We start from the raw sequence: 18,662 nt of genomic DNA, 5'->3' as shown, positions 1-18,662 counted from the left end.
ATAAAAAAATAAATTTTATTAAAATAAATATAGAATATTATTTTATTTTCATAATCACTGTACTGCTTCTTGTCGTGGGAATGGTTATGGTGTCAAGCGTATCTATGTCTTTTGGGGAAAGCCATAAAAGCGATGCTTTTTATTTTATAAGAAGACAGATGATCTGGTCGGCAATTTCTATAGTAGTTCTTCTGGTATTAAATAAAATTGATTATCACAAAATAGCAAAAATATCAAATTTTCTGATTCTGATTGCAATAGGTCTTCTTGCGCTGGTGCTTATTCCCGGAATAGGGGTTGAAATAGGGGGAGCAAGAAGATGGTTTGTCTTTGTCTTTTCAGTCCAGCCCTCTGAACTGGCAAAGTTAATAGTTATTATTTATCTAAGCGACATACTTAATAAAAAATACAGGGATATCTATAAGATAAAGGCTATATTGTTTCCGGCTTTTGTCTTTCTTCTTATTATAACATTGCTCATATTTATGGAACCTGATTACAGTACTGCAATAATCATCTGGATTGTGATTTTTATTATTTTGTTTATTGGAGAGGTAAGGTTTAAACATATTGCCGGCATAATGACAACATGGGGTATTCTTGCGGTCGGATATCTTTTTCTTGAAAGCTACAGGCTGGAAAGAATAATCGCATTCCTGAATCATAATTCTGAAACAGATGGTTCAAATTTCCAGGTGAACCAGTCCCTTATTGCATTAGGCTCAGGTAATATTTACGGACTGGGTCTTGGAAACAGCATGCAGAAATATTCATACCTTCCTGAAGCAAATACGGATTTTATTTTTTCAATAATAGGTGAAGAATTTGGTCTGATAGGAACCCTTTTTGTTGTCATGCTTTTTGTTCTTTTTGCATTTTTCGGGATAAGGATTGCAATGAAAGCGAAAGATTATCTTGGAAGACTTATAGCTGTGGGTATAACGAGCCTTATAGTGATTCAGGCGATTATGAATATTTCAGTGTCCACAGGACTTTTTCCGGTTACAGGCATTACCCTGCCTTTTATCAGTCTTGGAGGTTCATCGCTTGTAACGACAATGGCAGGTGCCGGAATTCTTTTGAACATATCAAAATATAAAATAATTTCACCCTTAGAAGAAAATGAATAAAAAAATAATCATATGCGGAGGAGGAACTGCAGGGCATATCTATCCTGCAATTGCGATAATCGAGCAGATATCCGAGCAATATAAAAATATAGATATATGTTACATAGGCACTGAAAAAGGGATGGAGGCCAGACTTATACCACCTCTTGGGATTAAATTTATTACCATAAAATCATCCGGTCTTTTACAGAAATCAGGAATTATAAGAAAAATCAAAAGCTATATCATTTTTATTATAAATATAATCTCAGGACTGACCTGTTCCTTAAATATAATCAGACGATCCAGGCCTGACGTCATTCTGGGTATGGGTGGTTATGTATGCGCACCAGTGTTTCTGGCCTGCCTCTTATTAAGAAAAGAATTCTACATTCATGAACAGAACTATATTCCCGGAAGATTAAATCTGATCTTTGCCCGTTTTGCTCAAAAAATATTCCTGAGTTTCAAAGAAACAGAAGAATATTTCAGAAAAAAAACCAAAAGAACAGTTTTCACCGGTAATCCGGTAAGAAAAATAATCCGTGAATTCAGATCGGGCGATAAAAACTACCGGAAATATGGCCTGAAGCCAGGTGTTTTTACAATAACAGCATTTGGAGGAAGTCTTGGAGCGGACAGGATAAACAAGTCTTTTATTGGTTTGTCGGATATTATGAAAGACAATAAAAATCTGCAGTTTATTCTTATTTCAGGTAAAAGATTTTATTCAGAAATCAGCGAAAGCAGTAATGGCATGGTTGCGGGCGAAGATAAAAATCTGAGAATAATTCCTTATGAAGACAGGATGCAGGATATCTATAATATTTCAGATCTGATAATATCAAGGTCAGGGGCGAATACCGTTGCAGAAATTGCAGTATGCCGGATTCCTGCCATTCTGATCCCTTTTCCGAATGCAATAAACAATCACCAGTACTATAATGCAAAATTCCTGGCAGATAATAAAAAAGCTATCATACTTGAAGATTCGGAGACAAATGAATATATTCTTGAAAAAATATTAAAAGATATGATTTCTGACAACTTTAGGTTATATAATGGATTAAAAAATAAAAAAGGTGAAAATATTTTTTCAGAAAGTCATAAAATAATTACTGATATTTTGATCGGAGATTTATTTGATTAGTGATTTAAATAATTTTGGCAGGCATAAAAGTTTTTTCTTTGTAGGGATAGGCGGCGCAGGCATGAGTGCAGTCGCAATAGTGCTTAAAGGAATGGGTTTCCGGGTGGCCGGTTCAGATCTTAAGGAATCAGGATATACTCAGAATTTAAAGAAAAAAGGTATACAGGTTTTTATCGGACATAATTCAAAAAATATCACAGGGTTTGATGCTCTTATTATATCTGCCGCAATCAGGAGCGAAAATACAGAATACAGATCTGCCCGGAATTCCGGCATTCCCATATACAGCCGTTCTGATGCACTTGCCTGGATACTGAATCAGAAAAAGGGTATAGCAGTGGCAGGCACACATGGCAAAACTACAACGACTTCCATGATTTCCTTTATATTCAGACAGGCTCGTCTGGATCCTACGATTATTATTGGCGGAGAGCTTAATGAGCTTGGAACAAATGCAAGTTTTGGAGAAGGGGAATATATAATTGCCGAAGCCTGTGAAAGCGACGGATCCTTTCTCAAATATAATCCGTTTGTAAGCGTGGTTACAAATATCGAGGAAGATCATCTTGATTTTTATAAAAATTATGAAGAAATCAGGAGAAGTTTTGTAAGTTTTTTAAATAATACAAAAGAAAACGGATTCATAATAATAAACGGGGATGATATAAGCGAAGTTACGCTTGAAGGCCTTAAAACAGGCAGGAAAATATTCAGATTCGGGCTTACAGAAAAAAATGATATTATTGCATATGATATAAAACCTTCCGGTTCGGGAATGAGTTTTAAAATAAGGATAAATAAAAAAAATTATGATGTAAAACTTAAAATTCCGGGAATTCATAATGTAAAAAACTGTCTTGCAAGTCTTTCCTGCGCTTATCTGCTTAAACTTGATATTGAGGAGTGCATAAAAATAATTGAAAGCTTTACGGGGGTAAGGAGAAGGTTTCAGATAAGAGGCAGCTTTAATAATTCAGTCATTGTCGATGACTACGCACATCATCCTACCGAGATAAAAGCAACCCTGGAAGCTGCGGAAAGTCTTTTAAAAGAAAAAATAATTACTGTTTTTCAGCCCCACAGATATTCCCGTCTCAAGGCTATTCTTGATAAATTTGACCATTGTTTTGAGAAAACAGATACACTTATAGTAACGGAAGTATATGCTTCAGGCGAAAATCCTGTACCCGGTGTTTCCGGAAAATTACTTATAGATTACCTTTCTAAAAATGATTTCAACAGAAAGCTTGTTTATCTTCCCAAAATGAATGATATTGTAGATTATCTTAAACAGGAAATAAAAAGCGATAACCTTATTCTCATTATGGGAGCAGGAGATATAACAAGAGTTTCTGACGGCTTATTGGAGAATTAATCAGATCATGCCCGGGGATTGCAAAATAAGGGAAATAATAGACAGCAGCGGAATAAAAAACCTGAAAATATATCATGATGCCGATATGAGAAGATTGATAAATTTCAGAGTTAATTCCACAGTCGGAACGCTTGTAATTGCTGAAAATAATGAAGCCTTAAAAAATATCATCGCTTTTATTATTAATAATAATATCAGATATTTTATTATTGGCGGGGGTTCCAATTCATTGATAAACGACATGAATGAAAACATTGTCATTATCAAGCTCGGGAGATTTTTTGATCATATTGACTTTAAGGAAGAAGGGAATATTGTTTGCGGAGCTGCTTATAATATGGGCAGATTTGTAACAGAGTGCTATAAGAAAAGCTATAACTTTGCCTTTATGGCAGGAATACCCGGTACAGTTGGAGGAGCGGTTGCAGGAAATTCGGGCACAAAATTCAATTCCATATGCGAGTTCATTGAATCAGTAGAATGTCTTAAAATAAAATCCGGCCATATAGTTTCGGAAGAACACAAATTAAAAATAAATGACTTTGGGTACAGATTTCTTAATATAGAGAACCTTGTTGCAATAACAAAAATCTTTTTCAAAAAAGAACGTTCTGAAAAAGAACTGGTTTTTAATGAAATACTTGAAAGAATAAAATATAAAAAGGCAGTACAGCCGTTAAATAAATTTACAGCCGGATGCTTTTTTAAAAACCCGCTGAATTCAAGCAAAACAGCAGCAGAGCTTATTGATAGTCTCAGGCTCAAGGGTTTCCGATACGGAGGGGCTGCCGTTTCAAAAAAACATGCAAATTTTATTGAAAATCCTGCCGGAGCATCTTCAATGGATATTTATAATCTTTCAAAAATAATTGCCGGAATGGTAAAAGATAATTTTAATATTGAACTTGAAAATGAGGTGAAATTAGTTGGATTTTAAAAAAGATGAAATTGCCGGACTTTTTAAACACCTGCCTTTATCCGGCAGAAAGAAAGAAATAAAAATAGGGGTAATCTGCGGAGGCATCTCATCAGAAAGAGAGGTTTCTCTAAAAACCGGTAATGGAATATACGGGGCGCTTCTCGAGCTTGGCTATAATTCGGATTTTATTGATTTTAAAGGTGATGACGTTTCTGTTTTTAAAAATATTGATATAGCGTTTCTGGCTCTTCATGGAAAATACGGTGAGGACGGTACAGTACAGGGTGTTCTTGAGCTTTTTAAAATACCATATACTGGTTCAGGCATACTTGCCAGCTCTCTTGCGATTGACAAAATATATTCAAAAAAAATATTCAGGCTTGAGGGGATAAGTACTCCTGATTATATAAGCATTGATAATGAAAAAGATATCAAAATTAAGGAAATAATCAGAGAAATCAATGATGAAATCGGCTATCCTGCAGTTGTCAAACCTGCAAGAGAGGGCTCTACTATCGGTATTACCATTGCAAAAAATGAAACAGATATCGAAAGCGCAATTAATTTTGCAAAGATTTATGACAGCAGAGTGCTGGTTGAAAAATTTATTAAAGGCCGGCAGCTTACGGTAAGCATCCTGGGGGAAGAGCCGGTTGCTTTGCCGATAATCGAAGTGATTCCCAAGAGCGGTTTTTATGATTTTAAATCCAAATACACATCAGGTCTTACAGAGTATATTGTGCCTGCCGGGATCAGCGATGATTTGAGCCGGAAAGCACAGGAAATATCAATTAAGACGCATCAGAGCCTTGGATGTTTCGGAATTTCAAGAGTAGATCTGATTATGGATGAAAATGATGAAATATTTGTATTGGAAATAAATACCATGCCGGGGATGACTGAGACAAGTCTTGTTCCCAAAGCAGCTGCTGCTGCGGGCATTGATTTTAAAAAGCTTGTAGAAATAATATTAAATTTTTCTACATTGAAGCAATAATAGGATGGCTGCCAGAATCGTCAGAGATAAAAGAATTGTTTCCAGAAAGCGGAAATCAGCTTTTAGGAAGTTTTTAGTATTTTTATGGGTTTTGCTTGGAATAGCAGTTTTTGCCGGTACTATTATAGGATTGAATTATTTCTACAATAGTGATTATTTTAAAATCAAGAATATAAAGTTAATTAATAATGATTACTATGATAAGGAGGAAATAGAAACTTTTCTCGGATATCTTATAGGTAAAAATATTTTTGAGATAGACAAAAAACAAGCAGAATTGTCAGTTGAGGCCAATTATAGCAGGATAAAAAAAGCTGAACTTAAAAAAATATTTCCGGATAAGATTGAAATAATCATAGAAGAGAGAATGCCTTATCTGAGAATAGGATATAAAGAAAAAATTTTTTTGATAGATAATGAAGGCGTGTTTCTGGAGGAAATATCTTCAGGTTCCGGAGATTATGATGATTTGATTATTGTAAAGAATGTAATAAATTATTTACCGGATATAGGGAATAAGATAGCAAGAAAAAATGTATTAAGCATTGGTCGGGTTTATGACTCAATGACTGAAAATATACGATCACATATTGATTTTGCAGGAGTAAGCAGGGATTCTTTTGGTGACATTTTTTTTAATACGGTTGATAATAAGATTATATTATACGGAAATACTTCAGAACTGACTAAAAAAAATTTAATATTGGAGCAGATATTAAAAGAAATTGAAAATGAGAGTATTTCTTATAGTATAATAGACATCAGGATTACTGATAGTCCGATAATAAAATAATAGCTATTCTAACGGAGGGATGATTGCCTGGGAAAGACGAGCTGATTGCAGCAGTAGATATTGGGACAACGAAAGTAAACACGCTTATTGGAAGGCTTAAAAAAAATAATGTTGTCGAAATAATAGGCTATGGGATGTCCAAAAGCAGAGGCATTAAAAAAGGTCTTGTAATTGACATAAGTGAGGTTACAAAGTCAATACTTGATTCCGTGGAACTTGCAGAGAAATCTTCAAATCTTTTTATTGACAATGTTTATATAGGGGTTACAGGCAAGCATATTGCTTTTGAAAATAATTATAATGAACTGACGATTGCTTCTCCCAACAAGATAGTAAGAAAAATAGATGTGGAAAGGCTTATTTCTCTTACAAACAGGATAAACCTTCCTTCCCAGTATGAAGTCATACATACCATAATAAAGCAATTTGTTGCTGACGGGGAAAAAGGCATAGAAGATCCCACAGGGCTTGCAACTGAAAGGCTTGGCGTGGAACTGCTGATAATCTTTGGTTCATCTTCTGTTCTTAGGAATGTAATAAACTGTGTAAAAGCCGCAAATCTTGAAATCGAAGACATAATCATAGAAGCTCTTGCATCTTCTGAAGCCGTTCTTTCCAATGAGGAAAAAGAAAGCGGAGTGATTCTTCTGGATATAGGAGGAGGTACTACGGATGTTGCAGTCTATAAGAATAAAAAAATGATATTTACCTACTGCCTGCCTGTAGGCGGAGACCTTATTACAAATGATATATCCATAGGACTGAATATCCCGTTTACAAAAGCAGAAGAGATAAAAAAAAGATTTGCAAATGTGGATTATAATTTTCCTGATATCCTAAATAAAGCCAGTATTAGCGAAATGAATATAAATACAAATAAAACGACATTAAGCATACAGCTTTACAATATCGTAAGTTCAAGGATAAAAGAAATGATGCAGATAATTAAGGATAAAATAGATGAATATGGCATTACTAATTCCATTCCCTGCGGACTTGTAATAACAGGAGGATCCGCTCAGACAAAAGGTATCCTGAAAATGGCAAGTACTGTTTTTAACATGCCTTCCAGAATAGGGATCTGCATTGATGTCGAAGGACCGTCTGAAGTTGTAAATAATCCGGTTTTCTCTACAAGTGTGGGAATTTTAAAATATGCTTTCCAGGTTGATAATTTTGAAGACATGGATAATATTAATAATAAATCAAGAAACAGCTCAAGTTTTGTTGAAAGATTCAGAATGTTTATAAACAAAATTTTAAAAGGTGAAAAATAGGGGGTTTGATGTGGGTTTGGAATTTGACAAGAATTATTATGCGGTTATAAAAGTAATCGGAGTTGGCGGCGGCGGCAGCAATGCTGTCAACAGAATGATGGAAGATAATCTTAATGGCTGTGAATTTATTGCCATAAATACGGATGCCCAGGCGCTTATGATGTCAAATGCTGACAGAAAGGTACTGATAGGAGAAACCGGTCTGGGAGCAGGATCAAACCCTGAATCAGGTAAATCGTCTGCAGAAAAATCAAGCGATGCCATAAGAGAAGTGTTGAAAGGTGCTGACATGGTATTTATTACCTGTGGAGAAGGAGGAGGAACCGGCACGGGAGCAGCGCCTGTTATTGCGGATATTGCAAAAGAAGAAGGCTGTCTTACCGTTGCAGTAGTGACAAGGCCGTTTACTTTTGAAGGAGTAAAAAGATCTCAGCAGGCGGAAGAGGGAATAAATAATCTGAAAGGCAAGGTAGATTGCCTGATCGTTATCCCTAATGACAAACTTCTTGAGATATCTGATGAAAACACTACTTTGCTTAATGCTTTCAAACTGGCTGACAATGTATTAAAAGCAGGTGTAAGAGGGGTAACTGATCTGATCACTCTGCCGGGCCTCATAAATCTTGATTTTGCAGATGTGAAGTCAATAATAAAAGATTCAGGCAACGCCCTTCTGGGTGACGGTATTTCTTCAGGGGAAAACAGGGCGATAAAAGCTGCCCAGCAGGCTATAAACAGTCCGCTGATAGAAGCTTCAATAGATGGTGCAAAAGGAATTCTTTTAAATGTTTCAGGCGGTCCTGACCTGAAATTGTTTGAAGTAAATGAAGCTGCAGAGGTGGTAAGAAACTCATCAAGCCAGGAAGCAAATATTATTTTTGGAGCTGTTGTCGATGAGAATATGAAAGACAAAATAAAAGTTACAATAATTGCAACAGGTTTTAAAGATAAAAACTTTGAATCCAGGCAAAAACTGGAAAAGCAGAGTGAAACAGCAAGAGAAGAGATTTCTCCCGATAGCAAAAAGGAAGATAAAAAAGATGCTGAAAGAGAGAGTATCTTTCCGGAATTAAAAGAATCGACAAAAGGAATCAAATTCGGCGAGGAAGAGGATATACTGGATATTCCAACTTTCCTCAGAAAAGATAAAAACTCTTACTAATCTGATATTTGATGAAAATAGATGAAGTATATAAAAACCAAGCATTATATTTTTCACCAACCGAGCTTCAGAAGAAATATGGATTGGATCTTATATTCACCACTGCATTTAAAGGACGGGACAGGGAAAATCCGGACGATTTCAACCTTTCCTTTAATGACGATTATGAACCATCAAAAGTAAGAGAAAACAGAAAAAAATTACTGGATCTGAGTGAAATAAAAACAACAAACCCAATTATTTTTCTAAAACAGACTCACAGCAGCAGTGTAGTAATTATTGATAAAAATTTTTTATATGATTTTAAAGAGTTATATAAAGAAATCGACAAGCCTGACTCTGTGAATGCAGATATCTGCGAGTCCGGCAGAATAAAAAAATTCATTCCCAAAGGAGATGCCCTGATAACAGCAATTCCGGATATTCCGATAATGGTTCTTGGGGCAGACTGCAATATTATACTGATATGTGATACTGATTTAAAAGTTATCTCAGCAGTTCATGCAGGATGGCGGGGAGTGCTTCATGATATTCTTGGCAAAACCCTGGATACAATGATTGAAAAATTTGACTGCAGACAAAAAAATCTGTTTCTTTTTTTCGGACCGTCTATAAGGAAATGCTGTTTTGAAACCGACCATGATATTTACATGGATTTTAAAGCACGGTTCCCGGAAGTCTTTTGCATAGATTCAGGCATACTTAATGGAAGCAGGTATTTTGTTGATCTTACAAATATACTCAGATACCAGGCTGTCAGGAAAGGCATCGATGACAAAAACATATGCATTATTGAAGAATGCACATGCTGTTCCAGGAGGAATTTATTCTTTTCTTACAGGAGAGACAAAAAGGCCGGGAGACAGGCAGCTCTGGCATATATAAGTTAAAAAACGCAGTTTGTAACTGAAAGCAAAATGAATGAAACGGATAAAATAAAAAATAATCTGGAAAAGATAAAACTGAATATTGAAAATACATGCAGAAGAACAGGCAGGGATGCTAATTCAGTAAAGCTTCTTATTGTGTCCAAATACGCAGAAGTCGATCAGATAAAATATCTGCACAGTCTCGGATTAAGGGAATTTGGTGAAAACAGGGCTGAGAATCTTATAATGAAATCAGAAGAAATGAAAAATGATGTTATCTGGCATTTTATCGGACACCTTCAGACAAATAAAATTAAAAAGGTTGTGCCGATTGCAGATTTAATTCATTCAATTGACAGCATAAAGACTATTGCCGCCATAGATTCTTACTGTAAAAATATCAATAAGGTGCAGAAAGTATTGGTTGAGATTAATCTTTCAGGCGAGAATACCAAATATGGTCTGATGATAAATGATGTTAACAATTTTTTTAAAGATGCGTTAAAATATAATAATGTTGAAATAAAAGGTCTTATGACCATGGCGCCTTTTACGGATGATTCTGAAACTGTCAGAAAAGTTTTTAAAAATTTAAGATTGATTAAAGAGGAACTGGAAGCAAAAGACAGTTTTCTCAATTTAAAAGAACTTTCCATGGGTATGAGCAACGACTATATAACGGCAATAGAAGAAGGTTCAACGATTATAAGAATAGGTTCGGCAGTTTTTAAATAAAAAATAATTTAAGGAGATTATATGCCAGGTTTTTTCAGAAAAACATTATCTTTTTTGGGTTTTATTGATGAGGATTATGAAGAGCCTGTGTCCGGGAAAAATCCGGTAAGGAGCAGAAAAGGGTACAGCGCCAGAAATAATCCTCCTGAAAGAAATGTTCTGGAAGTTTACCGCAATGACGAAAAAAGCATTGACGAAAGTAAAAGGACTGGCACTAACTGGTTCAGATCTTCAAGAAAAATTACTAATCTTAAGGAAGTCAGGATGGAAAAAAAGACCAAAGTATTTGTAATTGAACCAAACGGATATGAGGACTCTCAGGTAATCGGTGACAAATTTAAATCAGATATTCCTGTCATTGTAAATCTTCAAAATGAAAATCCCGAAATATCGAAAAGAATAATAGATTTTTGCAGCGGACTCACTTATGCTTTAAATGGAAGTATTGAAAAAGTAGCGGAAAAAGTCTTTCTTATAACCCCCTATAATGTAGAAGTAACTTCAGAAGAAAAAGAAATGTTAAAAGAAAAAGGGTTTTATGAAGAAATATAAACTTGGAATTATCGGTATGGGAAACATGGCTTCTGCGATTGCAGGCGGTGTTATGGATTCTTTTTTTTTAAATAATGAAGATATATGTTTTTATGAAACCGATAAGAAAAAAGCATTAAAATCATCGCAGGTCTTTAAAATAAATCTCTGCAATGAAACCAGAGAAGTCTTTATGGAATCTGAATATGTTCTTCTTTCATTTAAACCCCAGAATCTTAAAGAAAGTTCTTCACTGATTTCAGAATATTTTGAAATAGACGGAAATATATTGCTGAGCGTGCTTGCAGGAGTACCCATCAAATATTTTGAAAGATTGATTTCAAAAAAAGCGAAGATTGCAAGAATAATGCCAAATGCACCGGTCTTAATAAATAAGGGAATATCTGCCATTTCTTTTAGTCCCAATATCAATTCAGGCCAGAAAGATTTTGTGAAGAAAATGTTTGGCTGTATAGGAAAAACTGTAATAATAGATGAAAAATTTCAGAATCTTGTTACTGCTTTAAGCGGCAGCAGCCCGGCCTATTTTTATCTTATCTGTAAGTATATGACGAATTTTGGAATTGAAAGAGGGGTAGATGAAGATACTGCAAAAGAACTTGTTATAGGAAGCATGCTGGGCAGTGGAGCAATGCTTGATAATATCAGCAATGATTTTGATGAGATGATAAGAAAAGTAGCCTCAAAAGGAGGAACAACCGAAAAAGCTCTTGAAAGTTTTAAAGATAATAATCTTAAGGAAATAATCTTTGATGCAATGGGAAAAGCCCTGGAAAGAGCATATGAAATGGAAGATTCATTAAGTAAATTTTAATTTTAACAGGAGGAACAATGAATATAAATTCGGAATACATACAAAAAAAAGAATTCCACACAGCTTTTAAGGGATATAGCATGGAGGAGGTAGATAAATTCCTTGACATACTTGCAGTTGAGTTTGACAGATTAATAAAAAAGAATAAGGAATTACAGGACAGTCTGGATAAAATGAAGTTTGAAAATCCTTCTCAGGATGAAGATGTTTCCAAGCTTGTTTCCGATGTTCTTGTTTCTGCCCATAAAATAGCTGATGAAATCAAAGGGAAAGCTGAAAAAGAAGCAAAAGATATGATCAAGCAGAAAAAAGACACAGAGGAAATGGAGATAAAAAATCTTACTGAAAGAAAAAAAATAATTGACGAGCAGTTGCAGCAGACACAGGAATTTTATAAAAACTTTCTTGCAGAGATAAAATCCTCCATGAAGGGACTATCTTTAAAAGTGGAAGATATTGAAAAAAACTTCAAACAAAAATCAGCGAAGATATCAGTTAGTGAAGACAACTACTCTCCCGTGAATGATTCTGATATAAAAACAGAAAATCCGCTTTCCGAAAATATAGATGAATCGGAGAATGAGGAAGATTCTTATAAAAATGATGAAGCCGGTATTCCTCCGTCTGAGGAGCAGGACAAAATAATTGAACTGGAAGAAGATAAAAAAATAAGAGATTTTATTGAGAGCGGCAGCATGGAAGGTGAAAGCCGGGATATGCCTGAAAGAAAATTTGATGAATTTCAGGGTGAAAAAACAGAAAAGAAGATCTTTGATGAATATGAGGAAGGCAGGATATATAAAAACAGAAGAAAAACCGATATTGGCAACCCCGATATAATAGATGAGTTTTTTGGGGGATAATGAAGAAAGAAAATATCAGACTTCTGGTCAGACCGGGTTCCTTAAAAACAGAAATATCAGGTATTCACGACGGAATGATAAAATTCAGGGTTTCTTCGCAACCCGAGAAGGGAAAAGCAAACAAGGAGCTAATTGAATTCATTTCTTCAATGCTGAACATACCCAAAAAAGAAATAAAAATAATCTCCGGAGAATTTTCAAATATAAAAACTCTTGAAATAAAAGGATTCTGCCAGGAATCTTTTATAAAATTTATTTTAAAAGACAAGTAAGTCGTTTTTACAGCAAAATATATTTCATAGACCGATAATAACCGATAAATACTGCAATAAAATCACAAAACTTTCTTATTCACCCATATAACCTAAAATAATTAATAAAAAACTATATGATGCTAATATTATGAAGTAATAATATATAATAAGATTGTTTGACAAAAATACATTACAAATATATTATAAAATACTAAAGCATCTGTAAATAATGTCTTAAAATAGCTGATAATCTGTTTTTAAGATAAAATAGGCTTAAATAAAATATTAAAACAAAATAACCAAAAGAAATTGAAAATATTAGTTTTAATAACGAATAATAAGGAAATTACAGATAATATCAGTTTATTAAAGTCAGATAACCTGGAAATAATACCATTTAAAAGAAATAATCACTTGATATATTATCTCGAAGAATATATCCCGGATTTTATCATTCTTGATTATGAAGAGAAAATCACTGATCTTGAATATTTTCTTGAAAGAAATCCCGATATAAAAATATTTACAACTTCAAACACCGAGTTTTTTAAAGAGCATGAAAATACAGTAAGAATAAAAAAGATTTCCGGCATTGATTCAGTAAAAGAAGTAATTAAAATAATAAATTCTCTTGAAAATTCCAGTCCGGAAAGTAAGGAACCTATAATATCGGAAAACCTGAGAATAATAAATCAACAGGTATTATCATATCTTTCCATAAAAGGGGGAACGGGAAACACGGTTTCTGCTTTAAATACTGCAGTAATTGCCAGTGAAGAATTTAATCTGAAGACTGCTTTTATAGATATGGGCTTTTCCGAGGCATTTTCAGATATTTCCTCATATCTTAAAATAACAGGTACTCCCAATCTCTGTTATTATTTTCAAAACTATAAAGATGGAAATAGCGCTCTTGAAAACACAATGTCTTTCAGGTCAAAAAAAGGACTTGATATTTTTATTTCACCGCTATCTTCAAAATTTATAAACAAACTTGATTCAGTTATTTTCAGCAGTTTTATTTATCTGTTGAGAAGCAAGTATAATTTCATAATATTTGATTACCCTGCAAACTTATTTTCAGTTAACAGTTTTTTCAATAGTGTTGCTGATTTCACAACTTTTTTCATGACATCGTCTTTGCCAAGCAGGCTTTGCGCAAATAAAGTCCGTGCAGTCATCAGAACAATCGGAGAGCATAAAAAATTATTCAGCATAATTAATAATACCTGCAGCATTTCTGATGCAATAGAAAAGAAAGAATATGAAAAGATCTCAGACAGCACTGTTCTTTCCGAAATTCCGTTTCTTGATGCAAAAGTGCAGAAAAAACTAAAAATCAATAATCTGGATACGGAAATAATCGATATAAGAAGATATTTAAGAAATATCTTCAATGATTATTTAATAAGATGAGTAATGAAGAAAAGCTATACACAATAAAAGATCTGTCAGACCTGGTGGGAATAAGCGAAACAGAAATAATAAATCTGATAATGCAAAAGAAGTTAAAGGCTATAAGGATAGACAAAGCGGTAAGAGTCAAAGAAAGTGACCTTGAGAATTTTCTGGATTTCTTTGTGGGAAGCAGCAACCTTTCCGAAAGAAATTCAGTTGTCTTTCCCAAGGAATCAGAACTGGTGCTTTATTCCGCTGAACAGGTAGCAAAAATACTGCAGTTATCTGTGGATAATGTATGGAGTCTTTTAAAAAATGGCAAGCTCAAAGGCTTCAAGGTGAGGGAAGGCAGAAGTTCATGGCGTATAACATCCGAAAATTTAAAAGATTTCATTGAAGAAAGAACCAGGAATTTAATTTAAGAAGTTTGTTTGAGAAAGAATAATTAAATATGCATAAATCTGATGAAGACAGAAGACTTAAGTGGTGGGAAAAACTGGTCATAGCAATGATCATCATTCTTATTTTACTGATCATCTTTCTTATATTTAACGAAAAAATACTTGATTTAATTGATGAATTTAAAAACTGGTATCAAAAAAACTGAGTTTGCTGATATTTCCAAAAGAAAGGAGGGAAACACAATGGCTAAATTCTTCAAAATGGTTTTAAAAATGGTTGGATTCGGTTCAACAGTAAGATGGTAAAAATCCGCCGTCAGAGTTTGCTGATATTTCCAAAAGAAAGGAGGGAAACACAATGGCTAAATTCTTCAAAATGGTTTTAAAAATGGTTGGATTCGGTTCAACAGTAAGATGGTAAAAAAAGATTATTAATTATTTTCTGTATATTTGTATGTATATTTGCTATAATTTTTTTTAATTTTAAAAAAAGGATATAAGTGAACAATAAAAATAATAGCATTTTAAATACTTATATTTTCACTGTATTCTTTTTTGGCTTATCGCTAGCATCTTATTTAATTTACCGATTCAATAATATTTCCGTACTGGGAGCGGTTCTGTTTGGAATTCTGATATTTCTTGCAGATAACTTTTCAGTTCCGCTCCCGAAAACTGGTTTCGTTTCAGTAAATTTTGGAATTTCTCTTGCTGCTCTTATTATCTTCGGTCCTGCTACTTCAATTATAGTTACGTTTATTTCTTCTATCAGCATCAGGGATATTTTAAAAAAAGAACCATATTACAAGCATATTTTTAACTGCGGGCAGTACCTGATATCAATCTGCGTCTCCAGCTGGGTTTTTGAAATATTCTTCGACAGAAGTGTAGGTAATGTTTTTATCGCAAAAAATATAGGGCTGATTTTTATGGCTGCACTGATATTTTTTATATTAAATACATTTCTGACAGCGTCAGTCATATCTTTAAGTAAAAAAATAAAAATAATAAATATATGGATTTTTAATTTTGCCTGGCTTCTGCCTTTCCATATATTTCTTGTTGTAATGTCGGTGGCAATATCTTTTCTATACAATCTCTATGGGCCTTTTACGCTTATGCTTACTATGATGCCTTTGATAATTGCCCAGTATACATACATGTTGCGGACCAATGAAAGAAAAGCTTTATTAAACAGTATTATGCATATAGTTAAAATAGTTGAGGCAAAAGATATTTATACTGCCGGCCACTCAGTTCGGGTTGCAGAATATTCTGAGAAGATTGCCCGAAAAGTCAGGCTGAATGAATATGATATTGAAATGCTTAAAAACCTTGCCAACCTGCATGACATAGGAAAGATACAGATTGATCTTTCTGTGTTAAACAAGACTGATCCACTAACTCCTGAGGATTGGAATGAAATTAAAAAACACCCTATAATAGGATACGAAATTGTCAAGGAGATAACTTTTTTAAAAGATAATGCAAATGCGGTTCTTTATCATCATGAAAGAGAGGACGGTCTGGGATATCCTTTTGGAATTGACGGCAAGAAGATACCTTATTATGCAAAAATAATAAGCATTGCGGATTCTTATGATGCCATGACCACTGACAGACCCTACCGGAAAGCGCTGACTCTTTCTGAAGCTATTCTTGAAATCAGGAAAAATAAAAACAAGCAGTTTGACGGCATCCTGTGTGAAAAAATGCTTGAAGTCCTTAATGAAGAAAACCAGGTAAAATTATAAAAATTTTTTTATAAGCAATTTTAATCTGCGTTCTTTCTAAACCTGAACCTCCATGCTATTGATTTGAAAACAAGATTAAAAAACTTTAAAGTATCTTTACCCGGACTGATATGGCTTTTAAACTCATCAAGATTGTAGATTGTTTTAATAGGTATGTTTGTTATTTTAAAACCGTGCCAGCTTGCCTTTATCAGCAGCTCAGGCTCAGTATCAAAATTGCTTGTCTGAAGTTTTACTTTTTCCATTACATTATGTTTGATGAATCTGAAACCTGACTGAACGTCGCCTATCTTTTTTAATGCTATAAGAGAAATTATCCAGGATGTCAGGAAATTAACCGCAAGTCTTATAAACGGCATTCCTTTTGTATCAGTGAATCTGCTGCCAACTATGATATCCGGATCATTGTTTTTTACTTCAGTAATAAAATTCCCGATTTCGTCTATGCTATGCTGTCCGTCTGCATCAATTGTTATTACGCCGAAATAATTATTTTTACATGCAAAATCAAATCCTGTTTTTAATGCTTCACCCTTTCCCTTATTGATTTCATGGTTCAGCACTATCAGTTTTAAATCTTCTTTCCGTTTAAGCTGATTAAGTACAGACAATGTATTATCAGTTGAACCGTCATTAACTACAATGATATCGAGACCATAAACTGCGCATTTCTCTATTACGGATTTAATATGTTTCTCTTCATTGTAAGAAGGAATAAGTATTGATATTTTTGATATATCAGGATAGCTTTTTAATTCATCTGCCATTTAATTAATTAAAATCCCTTTTTCAGTAATTATCATGTCAATCTTCATATCATAATCGGATACGGGGACATTTTCAATAACCTGCATATCAAAACACAGGGAAATCTTCAGAACTTCTTTATTCAGTTCCGGTATAATCCTGTCATAAAATCCTCCTCCATATCCGAGACGGTTTAGGTTTCTGTCAAAGCAGACGCCTGGAATTATTGCCAGATCCGCTTCTTTTGGGGATGCTTTTTTACATCTTTCAGGCACAGGTTCCATTATGCCGAAATAACCGGACTGAAGATCTTTTTCAGGGTTGGCTATGAAGTAGGTTTCGATTATATTTTTATCTTTTATTCTCGGCAGCATGATTCTTTTACTATCTGACAAGGCATTATCAATAATGGAACGGGTGCTGATTTCACTGCCGAAAGAATAAAAGAGCAAAATGCATTCTGCATTTTTGTAGTACTCAATTTCAAAAAGCTTTAATGCAATAATTCTGCTTCTGCTGTCTCTCAGATTTTCAGAAACTGAATCTCTTAAGCTTATTATTCTTTTCCTTAATTTTTTTTTGCTGAGTTCTATATCCCTGTCAGTCTTCATAAAAAGTTACATTAACGGTTCCCGGTCCGATATGAGAGCCAACTATGCAACCTATATCCCCACGGATAACTTCCTGTATTTTGAATCTCTCCTTTACTCTTTCAGCCATTTCATCTCCCTCCTCTTTCATATCCGAGTCTCCAACAAAAACATGCAGGGATGAAGGATTTTTAACCATATTTTCCATTGTGGAAAGAAGCTCAATCTTTGCCTGGGACCATCTTCTGGTATTTTTAAATGGAGATACCTCGCCAAGGTTAAGTGTAAGTATGGGTTTTATCTCAAGAAGGGATGCAAGAAGGGCTTTTGATCTTCCTATTCTGCCCCCTCTTTTCAAATATTCAAGCGTGCTGGGGATAAAAAGAACCGTTATTTTCTTTTTGTATTCATCCACGGCTTTTAATATCTCTTCTTTTGATTTTCCCATTAAAGCAAGTTCGGCCGCTTTGAGAGCCAGGAAACCTGCAGGCATGTGAACCATTTCGGAGTCTATTACTGTTATGTCGGCATCAGGCAGCTCTTTCTTTGCAAGTTCCGCTGAGGCAACGGTTCCCGACATCTTTTTTGAAATGAGTATATTTATAATACTGTCGTGATTTTTGAGAAGTTCTTTATATTTTTCAAGAAAATCTCCGGGAGTCGGCTGGGAAGTGGTAGGCATTACAGTGCTTTCCCTTATCATATCATAGAATTTCTTATGACTTATTATATTTGGTTCATCTTTATAGGTGTCATTTCCAAATAAAATATATAAAGGCACTATTGAAATATTATATTTTTCCGCTAATTCTTTTGGAATGTCTGAAGAACTATCTGCAACTATTGCAACTGACATTGATGCCTCCTTGTTTTTTATTATAAATTAAATCATGTTTTTAGTTT

The 18,662-nt window shown here is 34.2% G+C and carries 21 protein-coding genes; 18 read left to right on the top strand and 3 right to left on the bottom strand.

Features of this window, described 5'->3' with window-relative positions; genetic code table 11:
* From ftsW to GXZ93_00800, 18 genes are all read left to right on the top strand, one after another.
* A partial coding sequence (ftsW, locus tag GXZ93_00885; GenBank protein HHT78351.1) for a putative lipid II flippase FtsW occupies nt 1-1,130 on the top strand: 1,130 nt, incomplete at its 5' end.
* Nucleotides 1,123-2,259 carry an undecaprenyldiphospho-muramoylpentapeptide beta-N-acetylglucosaminyltransferase gene (murG, locus tag GXZ93_00880; protein HHT78350.1) on the top strand — a complete coding sequence of 379 codons (1,137 nt, stop codon included), beginning with the start codon at nt 1,123-1,125 and terminating at the stop codon, nt 2,257-2,259. The genes ftsW and murG, both read left to right, overlap by 8 nt.
* Nucleotides 2,252-3,634, top strand: coding sequence for a UDP-N-acetylmuramate--L-alanine ligase (gene murC, locus GXZ93_00875; GenBank protein ID HHT78349.1), 1,383 nt, complete (start codon nt 2,252-2,254; stop codon nt 3,632-3,634). Before murG ends, murC begins: the two co-directional genes overlap by 8 nt.
* 7 nt (nt 3,635-3,641) lie before the next feature.
* The gene (gene murB, locus GXZ93_00870) at nt 3,642-4,571 is read left to right on the top strand and encodes a UDP-N-acetylmuramate dehydrogenase (GenBank protein ID HHT78348.1); all 930 of its coding nucleotides are present in this window, start codon (nt 3,642-3,644) and stop codon (nt 4,569-4,571) included.
* A gap of 58 nt (nt 4,572-4,629) precedes the next feature.
* Nucleotides 4,630-5,550: a D-alanine--D-alanine ligase gene (locus GXZ93_00865; protein HHT78347.1), complete on the top strand. Its 921-nt coding sequence runs from the start codon at nt 4,630-4,632 to the stop codon at nt 5,548-5,550.
* Between the two features lie 4 nt (nt 5,551-5,554).
* Nucleotides 5,555-6,343, top strand: a complete 789-nt coding sequence (locus GXZ93_00860) for an FtsQ-type POTRA domain-containing protein (protein ID HHT78346.1) — start codon at nt 5,555-5,557, stop codon at nt 6,341-6,343.
* 23 nt (nt 6,344-6,366) lie between these two features.
* Nucleotides 6,367-7,620: a cell division protein FtsA gene (gene ftsA / locus GXZ93_00855; protein ID HHT78345.1), complete on the top strand. Its 1,254-nt coding sequence runs from the start codon at nt 6,367-6,369 to the stop codon at nt 7,618-7,620.
* A 16-nt stretch (nt 7,621-7,636) separates the two neighbouring features.
* The gene (gene ftsZ / locus GXZ93_00850; protein ID HHT78344.1) at nt 7,637-8,782 is read left to right on the top strand and encodes a cell division protein FtsZ; all 1,146 of its coding nucleotides are present in this window, start codon (nt 7,637-7,639) and stop codon (nt 8,780-8,782) included.
* 11 nt (nt 8,783-8,793) lie between these two features.
* Nucleotides 8,794-9,672, top strand: a complete 879-nt coding sequence (pgeF, locus tag GXZ93_00845; protein HHT78343.1) for a peptidoglycan editing factor PgeF — start codon at nt 8,794-8,796, stop codon at nt 9,670-9,672.
* Between the two features lie 27 nt (nt 9,673-9,699).
* The gene (locus tag GXZ93_00840) at nt 9,700-10,386 is read left to right on the top strand and encodes a YggS family pyridoxal phosphate-dependent enzyme (GenBank protein ID HHT78342.1); all 687 of its coding nucleotides are present in this window, start codon (nt 9,700-9,702) and stop codon (nt 10,384-10,386) included.
* A 21-nt stretch (nt 10,387-10,407) separates the two neighbouring features.
* Nucleotides 10,408-10,938 carry a cell division protein SepF gene (gene sepF, locus GXZ93_00835; protein ID HHT78341.1) on the top strand — a complete coding sequence of 177 codons (531 nt, stop codon included), beginning with the start codon at nt 10,408-10,410 and terminating at the stop codon, nt 10,936-10,938.
* The gene (gene proC / locus GXZ93_00830; protein HHT78340.1) at nt 10,925-11,752 is read left to right on the top strand and encodes a pyrroline-5-carboxylate reductase; all 828 of its coding nucleotides are present in this window, start codon (nt 10,925-10,927) and stop codon (nt 11,750-11,752) included. Before sepF ends, proC begins: the two co-directional genes overlap by 14 nt.
* Before the next feature lie 17 nt (nt 11,753-11,769).
* Entirely contained in the window at nt 11,770-12,615 is an 846-nt protein-coding gene (locus tag GXZ93_00825; GenBank protein ID HHT78339.1) for a DivIVA domain-containing protein, read from the top strand.
* Nucleotides 12,615-12,887, top strand: a complete 273-nt coding sequence (locus GXZ93_00820; protein HHT78338.1) for a DUF167 domain-containing protein — start codon at nt 12,615-12,617, stop codon at nt 12,885-12,887. Before GXZ93_00825 ends, GXZ93_00820 begins: the two co-directional genes overlap by 1 nt.
* A 291-nt stretch (nt 12,888-13,178) precedes the next feature.
* Nucleotides 13,179-14,285 carry a hypothetical protein gene (locus GXZ93_00815; protein ID HHT78337.1) on the top strand — a complete coding sequence of 369 codons (1,107 nt, stop codon included), beginning with the start codon at nt 13,179-13,181 and terminating at the stop codon, nt 14,283-14,285.
* On the top strand, nt 14,282-14,689 hold the full coding sequence (locus GXZ93_00810; GenBank protein ID HHT78336.1) for a helix-turn-helix domain-containing protein: 408 nt from the start codon (nt 14,282-14,284) through the stop codon (nt 14,687-14,689). Before GXZ93_00815 ends, GXZ93_00810 begins: the two co-directional genes overlap by 4 nt.
* A 29-nt stretch (nt 14,690-14,718) precedes the next feature.
* A complete protein-coding gene (locus GXZ93_00805) occupies nt 14,719-14,874 on the top strand; it encodes a hypothetical protein (protein ID HHT78335.1) in 156 nt (51 codons plus the stop codon).
* Nucleotides 14,875-15,168: 294 nt separating this feature from the next.
* Nucleotides 15,169-16,422, top strand: a complete 1,254-nt coding sequence (locus GXZ93_00800; protein ID HHT78334.1) for an HD-GYP domain-containing protein — start codon at nt 15,169-15,171, stop codon at nt 16,420-16,422.
* 20 nt (nt 16,423-16,442) lie between these two features.
* On the opposite strand, the gene GXZ93_00795 is transcribed toward GXZ93_00800, so the two are convergent.
* Genes GXZ93_00795 through GXZ93_00785 form a run of 3 tightly spaced genes read right to left on the bottom strand, consistent with a single transcriptional unit; the run spans nt 16,443 to nt 18,615 of the window.
* Nucleotides 16,443-17,189 (bottom strand): glycosyltransferase family 2 protein, encoded by a 747-nt coding sequence (locus tag GXZ93_00795; protein HHT78333.1) that lies wholly within the window; start codon nt 17,187-17,189, stop codon nt 16,443-16,445.
* Complete coding sequence (locus tag GXZ93_00790; protein HHT78332.1) at nt 17,190-17,780, bottom strand: 5-formyltetrahydrofolate cyclo-ligase; 591 nt, start codon at nt 17,778-17,780, stop codon at nt 17,190-17,192.
* Entirely contained in the window at nt 17,770-18,615 is an 846-nt protein-coding gene (locus tag GXZ93_00785; GenBank protein HHT78331.1) for a DegV family protein, read from the bottom strand. Before GXZ93_00785 ends, GXZ93_00790 begins: the two co-directional genes overlap by 11 nt.
* Between the last annotated feature and the right edge of the window lie 47 nt (nt 18,616-18,662).

Source organism: Actinomycetota bacterium, assembly GCA_012837825.1.
GTDB lineage: Bacteria > Actinomycetota > Humimicrobiia > Humimicrobiales > Humimicrobiaceae > Humimicrobium.
The sequence above is the reverse complement of the archived record's forward strand: the minus strand, read 5'-3'. Positions and strand labels throughout refer to the sequence as shown.

Bases quoted from the DNA above. Each gene is read 5' to 3' on its own strand.
- GXZ93_00860 (HHT78346.1), top strand. From the start codon at position 5,555: ATGGCTGCCAGAATCGTCAGAGATAAAAGAATTGTTTCCAGAAAGCGG.
- murG (HHT78350.1), top strand. From the start codon at position 1,123: ATGAATAAAAAAATAATCATATGCGGAGGAGGAACTGCAGGGCATATC.
- sepF (HHT78341.1), top strand. From the start codon at position 10,408: ATGCCAGGTTTTTTCAGAAAAACATTATCTTTTTTGGGTTTTATTGAT.
- murB (HHT78348.1), top strand. From the start codon at position 3,642: ATGCCCGGGGATTGCAAAATAAGGGAAATAATAGACAGCAGCGGAATA.
- GXZ93_00790 (HHT78332.1), bottom strand. From the start codon at position 17,780: ATGAAGACTGACAGGGATATAGAACTCAGCAAAAAAAAATTAAGGAAA.
- GXZ93_00785 (HHT78331.1), bottom strand. From the start codon at position 18,615: ATGTCAGTTGCAATAGTTGCAGATAGTTCTTCAGACATTCCAAAAGAA.
- GXZ93_00805 (HHT78335.1), top strand. From the start codon at position 14,719: ATGCATAAATCTGATGAAGACAGAAGACTTAAGTGGTGGGAAAAACTG.
- GXZ93_00795 (HHT78333.1), bottom strand. From the start codon at position 17,189: ATGGCAGATGAATTAAAAAGCTATCCTGATATATCAAAAATATCAATA.
- GXZ93_00825 (HHT78339.1), top strand. From the start codon at position 11,770: ATGAATATAAATTCGGAATACATACAAAAAAAAGAATTCCACACAGCT.
- GXZ93_00810 (HHT78336.1), top strand. From the start codon at position 14,282: ATGAGTAATGAAGAAAAGCTATACACAATAAAAGATCTGTCAGACCTG.
- GXZ93_00840 (HHT78342.1), top strand. From the start codon at position 9,700: ATGAATGAAACGGATAAAATAAAAAATAATCTGGAAAAGATAAAACTG.
- proC (HHT78340.1), top strand. From the start codon at position 10,925: ATGAAGAAATATAAACTTGGAATTATCGGTATGGGAAACATGGCTTCT.
- GXZ93_00820 (HHT78338.1), top strand. From the start codon at position 12,615: ATGAAGAAAGAAAATATCAGACTTCTGGTCAGACCGGGTTCCTTAAAA.
- pgeF (HHT78343.1), top strand. From the start codon at position 8,794: ATGAAAATAGATGAAGTATATAAAAACCAAGCATTATATTTTTCACCA.